Origin of the sequence: Corynebacterium ulcerans (genome assembly GCF_900187135.1) — a bacterium.
Lineage (GTDB): Bacteria > Actinomycetota > Actinomycetes > Mycobacteriales > Mycobacteriaceae > Corynebacterium > Corynebacterium ulcerans.
The window spans coordinates 1,540,291-1,553,888 of the sequence record NZ_LT906443.1 but is presented as its reverse complement, the minus strand read 5'-3'; the positions used below and the strand labels follow the sequence as shown (position 1 = coordinate 1,553,888).

Below are 13,598 nucleotides of genomic sequence, written 5' to 3'. Positions count from 1 at the left end.
ACCAAGAAACTCGGGTGCCCCGTAGTTAACGTAACCCCATGTAGCAAACAGACCATGGCAATCATTAATAGTTTTCAAACCATCTCGTCACCAGCCCACAAAAATCCCCCTGCCAGTTGGTTCCTGATTTCTCAGTCCAACTAGCAGGGGGATTTAGTGAGGATACGACCTATTTAGTGATCGTCCCAGTGGCCCTCGTGAAGGGCGTGGCGGTGTCCATCGTGAATGTAGTCCACATGGTCGCCGTGAGGAACAGCTACGTGACCACATTCTGGGCCATGCTGGTGATCGTGGTTCTCGTGAACATGGTGCTCGGTGGTCTCGCACTCATCCCAGTGACCCTCGTGCTCGCGGTGGAGGTGGCCGTCATGGACGTAATCAACGTGGTCGCCGTGAGGAACAGCTACGTGTCCGCACTCAGGACCGTGAGCGTGGGTGTGCTCTGCGTGGGTTGCACAGGACATGGTGAACTCCTTTTCTCCAACAAGCGGCACCCGAAACTGTTGGCGTTTCAGCCCCGCTCCGTTATTTTCAACAAGATCTACAAACTGAAAATAACACCGATCTCAAAGATTTTCAACACGTTTCATTAATGGAAATGGTATCGCTTAGCCATTAGGTGCCAGCACCCCTTTTTCCTGTTCAACAAGCACCACCGCACCTACACTGGTGAGTTGTGCACCAGAAGATTGGGAACGTCGACAAGCTAGCTGCAGCCCTCGCCGCGCTACTGAGCAGCGTGTATGTGGTGGATTTCATTACAACGCCAACACCACTCTCCGCTGTTCTTATGGCCTGTGCCCTAGCATTTATCCCAGCCCTGCTCTTTTTGCACCGCAATGTCCCCTGGATGGCAGCGCTCAACCTCGGAATCCTAGGTGTGTGGGCACTGGTGTGTCTCATAGCTTTCCCCGCCAATCTCGGGGTTCCACCTCAGCTGATTGTTGCTCCTTGGGTGATATTTTCCGCAGCTCGCACCGAGTCTTCTCTTGTAGTTCGCAATATATTCATTGCGTGCTTGGCAGGATCACTGCTGTCACCCGCCATGTGGAAAGTCGCAGATATCGGCAGGGTCGAATATCGAGGCCTGATAGATGCGCCACTGATGCTGCTTGTTCATTGGCTTATTGCTCTCACCGCGTTGCTTCTTGGGCAGGCAGTCAAAAGCCGTAAAGAAGCCCAGCTTGCGCAGGTTATGCGAGAACGAGAACGGGAGCGAACCCTTATCGCTGCCGAGATTCACGATGTTCTCGCCCACTCGCTCACGCTCATCCGCATGCAAGCCGCTGCAGGTATGGCCGTTCCCAGCACTGCTAACGACGCACTCACCACGATCCATTCCGTAGCTGGCGAGGGCATCGCTGAGGTTCGTTCCATCATCCACGCGCTCGGCAATAACGGCATCTCCGCCCCGGAATCCGCCAACCTCGACGATCTTTTCCAGCGGTTTCGGGAACAGGGCCTAGAGATCACGGCATCTGTTGCCGATCTCTCCACCACCTCTCCGATCACCCAGCTTGCTGCTTATCGAATTATCACAGAGTCGCTCACCAATGCACTCAAACATCAACGTCCCCCTATCAGCGCCGATATCACCGCGAACACCGAACCGCGCGGCATCAGCATCACGTGCACCACCCACGGCGACTCCGCATCCACGTCTGCTCACGGAGGCTTTAGACTCGTCGGACTGAGCGAACGCTGTGCAGCCCTCGGGGGCACACTCACACACAACTTTGCCCACAAGCATGCGACGATAACCGCATGGTTCCCCAAGGAACAACCATGACCACACGCATTGTGCTTGCCGACGACCAACCTCTCCTCCTCAGCGCTCTTCAAACAATCATCGACGCACAAGAAGATTTTTGCGTGGTAGCCACCTGCAGCGATGGGGCTCAAGCTGTGACGACGCTACATTCAGACCCCACCATAGACATCGTCATCATGGATATTCGCATGCCGGTCATGGACGGAATCGAGGCTCTTACACAGATCCGCCAGGTTGCCCCTGAGGCGCGCGTCATCATGCTGACAACCTTTAACGTTGGAGATTACGTAGACCGAGCTTTATTTGCCGGCGCCCATGGGTTCCTTTTAAAGGATGCCGAACCCGACGAACTGATCAGGGCAATCCGCACCGTCGCGCGTGGAGAATCCATTCTCAGCGCCGGCGTCACAGGCCATGTGCTCGACATGTGGCGATCCCAGCTCAACGGTCTTTCGCCGGCCATCCCAGCCGAACAAAAGCAAGGACTGAGCCTTCTCACTCTCAGAGAACGTGAAGTCTTTCAGCTGGTAGCGCAGGGGATGAACAACTCAGAGATAGCCAGTGCTCTTGTGGTCTCAGAGACAACAATTAAAAGTCACGTTTCTTCGCTCCTTGCCAAGCTGCACTGCCGCGATCGGGTGGGCTTGGTTGTACTTGCAGGTAGAATGTAAAAAGACTCCCAGTAAAACCCTGCGAGCACGCTTGTCCCCCCTTCATTGTTTAGGAGAGATGTCCGTGGTTTCATATTTTATTCTCGTGGTAAGTCTCTTACTTATTGCTGGGCTGAATTATGGGCTCAACAAAGCAACCGCGTCCGGATCTCTTGTTCGCAACAATCTCATCGGAATCAGAACATACGCCACGCTATCCTCCGATGCCGCATGGATTACCGGCCATAAAGCAGCCATGCCGTATGTCCGATACAGCGCGTATGTCGGCATCCTGGGAGCCGTGGTTTCGCTCGTAGCGCTGTACCTTGTTACCCGTGACGGCACCATCTCGCACAATGCTGTATATGCACTTCCCATCACGTTTTTCATTGTCCAGCTGCTCCTGCTCATAGTTGCTTCGATAAAGGCTAATGCCGCTGCTCAAACAGTCCAGGAATAGCAGCTCGCCGAACCACGCCATGCGTACACGTCTCCTACTGCAGTAGGAGACGCATTTGGTTCCACAGGAGGGCGCTTTACGCTCGTTGATAACCGACGATAAACAGTATGGAATCTTCGGTGGAGCTCTCAGACGTTGCAGTAGATATACGTGGTACTCGCATCCTCTCATCAGTAAGTTTTAGCGCCAGCCCTGGACGTGTTCACGCCGTCCTGGGCCCCAATGGTGCCGGAAAATCCACCACATTTAAAGCACTTTTAGGTCTTATCCCAATAAGCACTGGTAGCGTCCGCATCTTCGGGGAGCCTTTGCGTAAGGAACACCTGGCCAGCATCGGAGCCAGTATCAACGGGCCAGCACTTTATAGCCATCTCACTGCCCGTGAAAATCTTCAGGTTCACAGCTCTTTGCTTGGCCTACCCTCTTCAGAAATAGATCGAGTGCTCTCCATAGTCGGATTATCGGATACTGGAAGGAAGAAAACCCGCACCTTCTCTACCGGAATGAAGGCCCGTCTGGCGCTGGCTATTGCGCTACTTGGCAACCCCCGCATTTTGCTTCTCGACGAGCCCCAGAACGGCCTCGACCCACAAGGCATCGCAGATCTGCGTACCTTTTTACAACGATGGGCTGCTGAGGGAAACACCGTCATAGTCAGCTCTCACCAACTCGGGGAGATCGCGCGCCTGGCACACGACATCACAGTGATCAAACATGGAACAACCCTCTTCTCTGGACCTGCGGCAACGCTTGCTAACCACGGCGATCTTGAGAAAGCATTCTTCCAGCTCACCGGGGAAAAGGGAGAACACTGATGCAGCTACCGTGGAACGCATATATAAAAGCGGAAGCGATCAAGGCCCGACGAACATCTTTGGTTTATCTTCCTTTTGTCGGTCTCTTCCTTGCACTGATGAATATCACCCTTTCGCAGTTAGCCAGCGGACAAGGGTTTCAAAGCACACCGTTCGCTTGGCAATCGCTCTATATCACCGGTATTTCGGCGCCCATTCTGGCTCTTATTGCCACCCTGCCAGAGCGACGAGAGGTACTTGCTCAGGAAGGCAGAATTCCTACCCATGCAGTCTCGATGCAACGGTTACGCCTGGCTCGCTTCCTCCTCGTATGCATCTCCTCGTTAGCTTTACAGCTCTTGCTTTTTGTCCCCATGATTCCGGTTGGGTCACCGCCGATCGCAGCATTCCTCGCCATCCTCTTTGCGTGGATCGGATCTCTCGGACCCCTCGGGCTTTTTAGTGCTCTCGGTAGAGTCATAGGGCTTATCCCCACCTTGCTAATAGCAGTGCTATGGCAGATCGTAGGGGTTATTTCTACGGAAAAGGAATTCTGGTACTTTTCCCCACCAGCGTGGGCGCTGCGCATCATGCTGCGCCCCATGAATATCCACATCAACGCTGTTCCCTTGGAACCAGACTCTCCCCTGCGTACAGAGTCCCCCACCCTCGGCCTTATGCTCTGTCTACTTTTGGCCGTGTTAGCCGGTGTTCTTACATACTCGGTTTCCCCTGCTTCTCCAACAGCGGAAAAACACCGTTGCCTTTTCACGCAGCACCGGCAATATCAGGACCGAACCCGCACTACAACCGATGAAGACCACACTGCATTCGACCTTGCACATATAGCTCAAGGAACAGACCGGAAACCAGTCGGCTACCTCAGAGCAATCGGCGCTTTTGCTCGCTCCTTGCACCGGACTGGCGTCTACCCCTTATCCATTCTCACGGTGATGCTTATTACCCTGACAGCCTTCATCTACTCAGAGATCACAGCTCTGCAGCTCTATTCTTATTTCCTTGTGCCACTGGGCACCGGATTTCTATCTGTACTGAGCTGGTACGCCACGCGCCCTGTCTATTCCCAACACGCACTGGACAATCCCCGTGCTCATACCGGCTTCGCTCTTACGCATACCGCCATCGTGTCTGTGATTACGCTCGTGGTGGCCGCTATCACGAGGGCTCCTTTCCCCAGTATTGTGCTGTTGCTCTTAATCGGCAGCGCACTGGCCACAGGTTGCTGTGCAGCTGTAATGAGGTTTGGGAATGCAGCCCCTATAGTACTTAGCCTCATCGTGTGCGTTTTTTCCATCACAATCGGCGGAGATGTTCTTGCGCACACCAAACTCTGGGTGATCGGAATAGCCGGCTGGCCATTACTTGCTTCAGCGGATCCCATGCGCTTTACCACGGCTTTTATACTGAGCGTGCTGCTCTGCGGCTGCTCCTGGTGGGCCTTTCACAGCGCAAGCAAAAAGCACCATATTTAGCCCATTGCCCATTTCTATAAGCACAACCGTCGGTAGAATGGAGAAGCATGTTTAACCCTCGAAACGGACTCCCAGCTCCTCCCGCATGGCTTGAAACGGCGATCTTTTATGAGATCTATCCGCAAACTTTCTACGACTCTAACGGTGATGGAATCGGCGACGTGCAGGGGATCGTCGATAAGCTTGATTACATAGCTGACCTTGGCGCAAACGCGTTATGGATCAACCCTTGCTTCGATTCCCCCTTTAAAGACGCAGGATACGACGTCCGCGATTACTACACAGTCGCACCTCGCTACGGCACCAATGCTGACCTAGAAAAGCTGTTCACTGAAGCCCACACCAGAGGGATTAAGGTTCTACTCGACCTTGTCCCCGGGCACACCAGTGAGCAGAACGACTGGTTCCAGTATTCCTGCAAAGCGGAGCCCAACCAGTATTCGGATCGCTACATCTGGACATCTCACGCCTTTGATAACGGCGACGGCCTCCCCTTCATCGGAGGCGAGGCGCCTCGCAATGGCACCTATATCCTCAACTTTTTCAAGAGCCAGCCGGCACTCAACTATGGCTTTAACAAGAAAACACGCCCCTGGCAGCAAAGCGTTGATGCCCCTGGTCCGGTAGCTAACCAAGAAGAGATGGCCAACATCATGCGCTACTGGTTGGACAAAGGCGCGGACGGTTTCCGAGTAGACATGGCCGATTCCTTGGTCAAATTTGATGGTGAAGATAAACAAGAGACCATCAAGGTGTGGCAGAAAATCTTTGCGAGATTCCGCAATGACTACCCAGAGGCGGCATTTGTTTCAGAATGGGGTAAACCTATTCAAGCACTTAAGGCCGGCTTTGACATGGACTTCTACCTAGATTGGCGCAACAACGGCTATAACGTCTTGGCTCGCAACACAGACGATCCGCTAGGGCGCAGCGAAGACCTCAGCTTTTTCAAGCAGTCATCCGGAACCTCGCCGCAGGAGTTCATCGACCAATACTGGCCACAATATGAGCAGATCCGCGATCTTGGATACTTCAGCCTGATCTCTTGTAATCATGACACCCCCCGTCTTGCGCCTCGACTCACCGATGCCGAGCGTCGCCTTTTCTTCATATTTCTGCTGACCATGCCCGGCGTCCCCTTCATCTACTACGGCGATGAAATTGGCATGCGCTACCTCGATATTCCGACCAAAGAGGGCGGATACCAACGTACTGGTACCCGCACACCAATGCAGTGGGATGCGACAAAGAAAAACTGCGGTTTCTCCAGCGCACCAACAGAAGAGCTGTATCTTCCACAAGACACAGCTCCTGATGCCCCGGATGCAGCCTCGCAAATGTTGGACCCCGCGGCGTTACGCCCCTTCGTGCAAAAGCTCATCGGGCTGCGATCGGAACACCCCGAGCTGCACGCAGACAGCGACTTCTCTTTCCTGTGGGCACACGATAACTCCCGAATCCTCGCATATCGCAGAGAATCCTCAGGCGGAAACCGCTGCGCAGTGGCACTTAACGCTGGCGACACCGCAGATAGCATCACTCTGGAATCTCCGGCGACCATCATCGTGAGTTCCGGCGACGCCCGAGTGGAGGGGAATACCGTGCACTTAGGGCCTTCCTCGGGAGCAGTGGTGGAATTGGCGTAAAAAATATACGCGGTGCAGGGGCATGTCAGTGCGGGACATAGTTGCAGTTCAGGCTAATCATGGCCTCAGTCCTCGTGCCTTTCCTGGCGCGAGGACCAACCACACGGTGCACCAAGACAGCAAGGCATTGCCTTGGTAGACCCCCACAACAACCTGCTGAATGTAATGCATCGAACATTGACAGGCTGAGAAATATTTATTTTTATTAAAAGGTCTTTAAAGATCTTAATTTAAGTCATCAGCTACCCGAGGAGGTGACATCGATGGACACCAGTGCGAGTCCTCTTCCTGCGCAACAGACGACACCTGGACAATCCCATACGTCCATCGATTCGCCTTGCACGCAGGAATAAACCCGCGCTTTACGCCATCGATGAATCTGCTCTACCCACACAAGGGAGATCACGATGCATCAGGTCAATCTTTCACCAACTACACCACCAGCAGATTCCTCAATGGTGGACATTCTGCGTTCCCACACACCGGAAGCTGCCGCCCAGTGGTTTGCGGCCATGCCGCACAGCACGGTAACCACGCTTATCGCAGAACTTTCCACAGATGACCTATACCTGCTGGCCACAGCCCTAACCCCAGAGAATGCCAGAGTTTTACTCACGACCCTTGGCCCCGAGGCAGCCGCCCGCATCCTGCAAGCTTTACCACCACGGGAGTGTGCGGAGCTCGTCGTTACGCTCGATACCGATGTCGCCGCACAAACGCTACGGCAGCTAGGCATTAGTTCCGACGAGCTTGTCGACGACCTCCTATCAGCCTTGCCAGTGTCCACCTCGGCGGTGCTCTCGCAAGTACTTGCCTGGCCCACGGAATGTGCGGGTGCCTGGATGCGCCCGGAAGCAATCCACGTTCCCGTGCACTCAGATGTGGGGGCAGCTGCGGAGGCGTGTCGACAAGCCCCTGCAGCGTTAGATGAAGGCATCTTTATCGTGGATTCCGACATGCACGTGGTGGGATGGCTTGCCCCGGCAACGCTCATCACATCTCCGGACGAGACGCCTGTTGAGGACGTCATGATCGATGCTGCCACACTAAGGACCTGGTCAGTCGGTCCGCTCAGCGACCAGGAACAGGCGGTAAAAGTGGCCCGGCGCTCTCCCACTGGTTCAGTCCCCGTTCTAGATGCCGACCATGTCCTTGGGGTGATCACCCGACACTCCATCACGCGCATTCGCGAGTCGGAATTGCGGGAGGACAACGCTCTCCAGGGCGGTGCTTCGCCTCTCGACGTCTCCTACCGGCAGGCTTCAGTAAAAGAGCTTTGGCGGGTCCGGATAGTCTGGCTGGCGCTATTGTTCTTGGCCGAGATGTATACGGGAACCGTCCTGCGCTATTTCCAAGATGAGTTAGAAGCAGTGGTCGCTCTGGCGTTTTTCATTCCCTTACTGATTGGCACCGGCGGGAACATCGGTACCCAAATCACCACCACTCTCATTCGAGCAATGAGCACCGAGAATGTGCAACTCCACGACATCGGCCGAGTGCTGACTAAAGAATTGGGAACAGGCCTGCTGCTGGGACTAGCCATGGGCGCATTAGGGGCGCTTCGCGCTTGGAGCCTAGGCGTAATCCAACCGGTCATCTTCACAGTTGCCATTGCCCTGGTGTGCATTTGCTTGTGGTCATCGCTGATCGCATCCATCCTTCCGCTCATACTTAAAAAGCTTGGCGCAGACCCCGCAGTGGTATCCGGTCCCATGATTTCCACAATCGTCGACGGCACAGGACTTGTCATCTATTTCACCGTCGCCCGACTTGTCATTCTGGGAGGCTAACCCCACAATCACCAGCACGATCATCAGTACGGCACACCAAAAAGTATTAGAAATGACATTCATTTCTGTTTAATATTGTCCAGGTGCCCCACCAAAACACGATTAAGCACCTCAACAACAGACCGGCGGGTACCAGCGATCAACGAACCACCCGCCAACGTCAAGCAGCTAAAACACGAGCCCTCTGCGCTGCCCTGACGTGTGCAATCCTCATTCTCCTCATCCTTTCCGGAGCAACCGGGACCGTTAAGGTCAGCTTTTTAGAGGCCGCACAAATAGTGACAGGACACCTCGTTCCCAACATGCCGTGGATGAGCGATGGCAGCCTTAGCACCCTGCAAGATCAGGCGGTATGGCAATTCCGTTTGCCTCGCACCTTGCTGGCAGGGGTTGCGGGTGCCGGCCTAGCTCTAGCGGGAGCATTGATGCAGGTTACCGTGCGTAATCCCCTTGCAGAGCCCTATATCCTCGGTGTCTCCTCCGGCGCAAGCGTGGGGGCCGTGCTGGTGATCGTTTTTGGTTCAGCAGCTCTTGGCGGCCTCCCCTTACACATCGCCGCCTTCCTAGGTGCGCTATGCGCATGCATCGCAGTCTCGCTCCTGGCGAGGAAAGATGGCTCACTTTCCCCCACGCGCATGATTCTGGCAGGCGTCGCTTTAGGCACACTATTGAGTGCCATAACAAGCTATCTCACCATTTCCACCAGCGCGCAGAATGTGGTGAGCGTGATGTTCTTCCTGTTGGGATCGGTGTCGGCGGCGTCGTTAAGCAGCGTGGTGGCACCGTTGGTCGCGCTTCTTGTTTCACTCGTAGTGACCTACGTGTTGGCAAGGCATCTCAATGTACTTATGACCGGCGACGAATCTGCCATGTCCTTAGGCGTGAATGCGACGAAACTTCGCGCACTTCTTTTGGTCATAGCATCGGTCCTCACGGGGACAGTGGTGGCCGTTGCCGGCGGCATCGGATTTGTTGGCCTTGTTGTTCCTCATATCGCGCGCATCGCGGTGGGCGCGGATCACCGCCGAATGATTCCCGTAACAGTACTGGGCGGCATGGCATTTCTTATGGCAGCAGATCTACTAGCTCGCACAATCGCGCACCCCACAGAGGTTCCGCTGGGCATCCTCACCGCTTTTGTGGGTGCGCCCTTCTTCCTGTGGCTTATGCGACAAGGCGGCGCAGAGAAGGCGGGGTATGGCCGATGAACATCCAATTTGATTGCGTGAGCGTGGAATTATCCGGCCGAACTGTCGTTGATCAAGTCAGCGCTTCCGCGGAATCTGGCCAGATCCTCGGGCTGGTGGGGCCAAACGGTTCAGGCAAGTCCACGCTTCTTCGCACCGTATACCGCAGCCTTAACCCCGCATCAGGAACCGTACGACTAGGAGGTGAGGATGTTCGCACGCTTTCCCATCGCGAGGTTGCCCGGCGCGTGGCGGTCATGTTGCAGGATTCTCCCACCGATTTCGATTTAACCGTTGAAGAGACAGTGATGTTGGGGCGCGCCCCGCATCATTCGATTCTGGGCCGAGATACCGGCGAGGACGTCCACATCGTGGAGGAGGCGATGCACGCCACCGACGTCGTAAAGCTCGCGGACCGCATGGTCTCCACGCTGTCCGGCGGCCAGCGACAACGGGTGCTCCTCGCCCGCGCGCTTGCCCAGCGCACCCCGGCTTTGCTTCTCGACGAACCCAGCAACCACCTCGACATCAGCCACCAACATGAGCTCATGTCCACCGTGGCTTCTCGTGGTGGCACAGTCATTGCAGCACTGCACGACCTGAATCTTGCAATGCAGTATTGCGACCGGATACTCCTCCTCAAACAGGGATCAGTGGTGGCCATGGGCACCCCTTCACACGTTCTCACACCAGAACTCATCCGCGAGACCTTTGCCATCAACGCCCACCTACTCCCAGGGCCAGTAGATCCCGTTCTCGCGTTTACTCCCCTTTCCTCCAGCCTTTAAGGATATTTAATGCGTATCTCTCGCTCCCTCATCGTTGTAACCTCCACAGCGCTGCTGCTCACGGCTTGTGGTTCTTCCGTAACAGCGCCAGAAACGTCCACCAGCTCAGCAGCCAAAGCCGTGACCATATCCAACTGCGGTCGGGAACTGAGCTTTGATAAAGCACCCGAGGCCCTCGTGGGTATGCATCCAGCGCAGACAGAGCTGCTGATCCGCCTAGGACTGACGGAAAAGATCGTTGGACAAGCTCAGGCGAAAGCGCAGGCCTTGCCCGATGATGTCGTGGATAAGGCAAAAAACATCCCCACCATCGGCGGCGTAATGCCCCCAAGTCGCGAAGAACTCCTTGCGGTTAAACCGGACTTTGTTTACTCACCCACCACCTATGAGTTCTCCGCTAAACAGGGGTTTGCCAGCATAGAGCAGCTCAAAGAAGCTGGCGCCGCCGCCTATGTTGCCACTGGCGGCTGCGAGGACCGACGCATGACAGGCGAGGTTTCTGACCTCTTCACTGACCTCACCAACCTGGGAACCATTTTTGGGGTGCAAGAAGAGGCTCAGAAGATGATTGATAAAGACAAAGCCGAGCTCGAAGGCGTAGAAAAAGCGCTGAAAGACCAAAAGAAACTACGCGTCGCGCAGATCTACATGGAAGGCGACACTCTCCAAGCCATCGGCGCTGGCATTGAATATGACATCCTCAAGCGCGCCGGAGCAGACAACGTCTTCACTCCAGACCAGAAGAACTTTTCCGATTTCTTTGCCTCAACGTTAACCCCCGAGGCACTTGCGGCCGAGAACCCCGAGGCCATCGTCTTTGCGGCTTATGACGCAGACCATGAAAAATCTACGCGCGACTACCTGACCAAGACGTTCCCGGACATGCCTGCAGTCCGCGACAACCGCATCATCTCAGTGTCCACGTCCGATATGTTCCCCGGAACACAAGGAAACGTTAAAGCTGTGAAGCACATCGCCAGCCAGCTCTACCCCGGCGCGTTTAAATAGGCCATCACGCACAATAACCCCCTACTGTGTCGTTTTTGAGAACGCTAGCGCCTATCGGATCCCTAAACCCCCAGGACACGTTTTCTACCGTTCTCAAAAACGACAATTTTCCGGGGGCACGTCAGCTCCCTCGAACTCCTCGGGGAGCTTTTCCATAGACAGCACTATCATTTAATGATATATATTATTTAACGATATATTCGATGCAATGAAAGGAGACATCGTGGCCCGCAGCTCCGGGTTTGATAGCGGCAACCTCAGCGACGCCGCCGTTCACATCCTCTTAGCCCTCACAAAGCCCCGCCATGGTTACGCGGTAATGCAGTTTCTTCACGACGCAAGCCACGGCCACATCGACATCGGCCCCGCTTCCCTGTACACCACGCTGAAAAAACTCACCGCAGCCAGCCTTATCACCGAAGTAGACACCGAAGAGAACCGCCGCATCTACCACATCACCCCCCACGGACACGAAGTTCTCACCGCCAATCTCGAACGTCGCCGCCAACTCATCGCTATGGCCGACTCAATTTTGGAGACATCATGAACACCACCCGACTAGGAAGCGGACTCGCCTTCTCCCCCAACAAAGATCTAGAAATGTTCACCCGCATGGCGGCGAAAGGAAAGCACCTCGCCGGAGTTGGGCTTGCTGGACACGGATGGACCTTCACCGACGGAGAACCCGAGCAGGCCACTTTTGACCTCGTCTACGAGCGCAATCCCCACAAAGATTTCTACGATATTTTCACCGCGGCCGGCTGGACGCACGTCCTCAGCGCAAGTGACATTCATATTTTCAAGGCGCCACCTGGCACCACCCCGGCCCACACCAGCCTCGAATCCAAGCACGAGGAACTCACCCGTCAAATAAAGATTTTCTCCCGCTACAGCGCACTAACCCTGGCAGTCTTTATTGCCGCCGTTTTCCTCATCACGCACGTGCAGCTACCCTCCTGGGCTAATCCCCTGATAATGGCGGCAACGCTCGTCCCTGTGGTGTACACCGTGATGCCGCTTCTGGGTTTCTGCTGGCACCGATTCAGGCTCCCCACACCGCAGTCGTTTGCTTGAGGCGGGCGGCGTCGACAAGCGTGGTCAAGCCGAGCGGGGCGTATCTTAGTCAGTGTCATGCAAGCGAACGGCACCCCCTCGGCAGGAGAACACATGTACCCCCTTGTCACCGCAGAATGGCTCAACCAGCATCTAGGACGCACAGATGTAGTGATCCTCGATGCCAGCATCAGCCTCGCCCCTACTCCCGTCTCCCACTCCGAGTACATACCCGGGGCAAAGATTATGGACATCGACGGCGCATTTTCCGACCTCACCAGCGGTGTGCCGCACACCATGATTTCAGAAGCGGAGTGCGAACGGCAGCTGCGGGCGCTGGGGGTCAACGATGATTCCATCGTCATCATCTACGACAACCAAGGCATCTATTCCGCACCCCGCGGCTGGTGGATGCTGAAGTCCATGGGGCTGCCCAATGTCGCAGTACTCGACGGCGGACTCCCCACCTGGCAAGCACACGGACTCCCCACCTGGCAAGCACACGGATTCCCCACAGAGGCGCACCCCAGTGCCCCGGCCGAACCCGGAACAGTGACCACGCGCTTTCAACCGGACTACTTTGTCACGGCACAACACGTGCTTTCCTTGCTTGACGACGCCCCCACCGCCGTCATCGACGCACGCTCCCACGAACGATTCCTCGGGCTTGCACCCGAACCGCGCAAAGGGCTCCGCCCCGGACACATGCCCGGCGCCATCAACATCCCTTTTACGACTGTCCAAAACAACAACCTGATGCTTCCCCCACAGCAGCTTCGCGAGGTCTTCTCCGAAGCCTTGGGCAACAAACAAAGAATCATCACGTCCTGCGGATCAGGCGTCACCGCTTGCGTCATCACCCTCGCCGCCACGCTCGCCGGATACGAGGAACTCGCAGTATACGACGGCTCATGGAGCGAATGGGGACGCCCCGGCGACCTGCCCGTAACAGCGTAAA

14 protein-coding genes are annotated in these 13,598 nt (G+C 55.5%); 13 read left to right on the top strand and 1 reads right to left on the bottom strand.

The features are described from left to right. Positions 1-173 precede the first annotated feature (173 nt). Positions 174-464 carry a hypothetical protein gene (locus tag CKV68_RS06915; RefSeq protein ID WP_013910483.1) on the bottom strand — a complete coding sequence of 97 codons (291 nt, stop codon included), beginning with the start codon at positions 462-464 and terminating at the stop codon, positions 174-176. Positions 465-676: 212 nt separating this feature from the next. On the opposite strand from CKV68_RS06915, the gene CKV68_RS06910 reads away from it, so the two are divergent. The 13 genes from CKV68_RS06910 to CKV68_RS06850 all read left to right on the top strand — a co-directional run bounded on the left by CKV68_RS06910 (position 677) and on the right by CKV68_RS06850 (position 13,597). After that, a complete protein-coding gene (locus CKV68_RS06910) occupies positions 677-1,789 on the top strand; it encodes a sensor histidine kinase (RefSeq protein WP_095075886.1) in 1,113 nt (370 codons plus the stop codon). Further along, positions 1,786-2,442: a response regulator gene (locus CKV68_RS06905; protein WP_014525120.1), complete on the top strand. Its 657-nt coding sequence runs from the start codon at positions 1,786-1,788 to the stop codon at positions 2,440-2,442. The genes CKV68_RS06910 and CKV68_RS06905 overlap by 4 nt, the downstream gene beginning before the upstream one ends. Before the next feature lie 58 nt (positions 2,443-2,500). Further along, entirely contained in the window at positions 2,501-2,881 is a 381-nt protein-coding gene (locus tag CKV68_RS06900; protein ID WP_014835649.1) for an SdpI family protein, read from the top strand. Between the two features lie 107 nt (positions 2,882-2,988). Further along, positions 2,989-3,696: an ABC transporter ATP-binding protein gene (locus CKV68_RS06895; protein WP_014525118.1), complete on the top strand. Its 708-nt coding sequence runs from the start codon at positions 2,989-2,991 to the stop codon at positions 3,694-3,696. After that, on the top strand, positions 3,696-5,168 hold the full coding sequence (locus CKV68_RS06890) for an ABC-2 transporter permease (RefSeq protein WP_095075885.1): 1,473 nt from the start codon (positions 3,696-3,698) through the stop codon (positions 5,166-5,168). The genes CKV68_RS06895 and CKV68_RS06890 overlap by 1 nt, the downstream gene beginning before the upstream one ends. 47 nt (positions 5,169-5,215) lie before the next feature. After that, a complete protein-coding gene (locus tag CKV68_RS06885) occupies positions 5,216-6,814 on the top strand; it encodes an alpha-amylase family glycosyl hydrolase (RefSeq protein ID WP_095075884.1) in 1,599 nt (532 codons plus the stop codon). A gap of 407 nt (positions 6,815-7,221) precedes the next feature. Then, positions 7,222-8,604 (top strand): magnesium transporter, encoded by a 1,383-nt coding sequence (locus CKV68_RS06880; protein ID WP_095075883.1) that lies wholly within the window; start codon positions 7,222-7,224, stop codon positions 8,602-8,604. Positions 8,605-8,687: 83 nt separating this feature from the next. After that, positions 8,688-9,812, top strand: a complete 1,125-nt coding sequence (locus tag CKV68_RS06875; protein WP_095075882.1) for a FecCD family ABC transporter permease — start codon at positions 8,688-8,690, stop codon at positions 9,810-9,812. Then, the gene (locus CKV68_RS06870; RefSeq protein WP_038617192.1) at positions 9,809-10,579 is read left to right on the top strand and encodes an ABC transporter ATP-binding protein; all 771 of its coding nucleotides are present in this window, start codon (positions 9,809-9,811) and stop codon (positions 10,577-10,579) included. The genes CKV68_RS06875 and CKV68_RS06870 overlap by 4 nt, the downstream gene beginning before the upstream one ends. A 9-nt stretch (positions 10,580-10,588) precedes the next feature. Beyond that, on the top strand, positions 10,589-11,587 hold the full coding sequence (locus CKV68_RS06865) for an ABC transporter substrate-binding protein (protein WP_095075881.1): 999 nt from the start codon (positions 10,589-10,591) through the stop codon (positions 11,585-11,587). A gap of 223 nt (positions 11,588-11,810) precedes the next feature. Next, complete coding sequence (locus CKV68_RS06860) at positions 11,811-12,134, top strand: PadR family transcriptional regulator (protein WP_013910473.1); 324 nt, start codon at positions 11,811-11,813, stop codon at positions 12,132-12,134. Further along, positions 12,131-12,661 (top strand): DUF2812 domain-containing protein, encoded by a 531-nt coding sequence (locus tag CKV68_RS06855; RefSeq protein ID WP_095075880.1) that lies wholly within the window; start codon positions 12,131-12,133, stop codon positions 12,659-12,661. The genes CKV68_RS06860 and CKV68_RS06855 overlap by 4 nt, the downstream gene beginning before the upstream one ends. 93 nt (positions 12,662-12,754) lie before the next feature. Continuing rightward, complete coding sequence (locus tag CKV68_RS06850) at positions 12,755-13,597, top strand: sulfurtransferase (protein WP_095075879.1); 843 nt, start codon at positions 12,755-12,757, stop codon at positions 13,595-13,597. The last annotated feature ends 1 nt before the right edge of the window (position 13,598 follow it).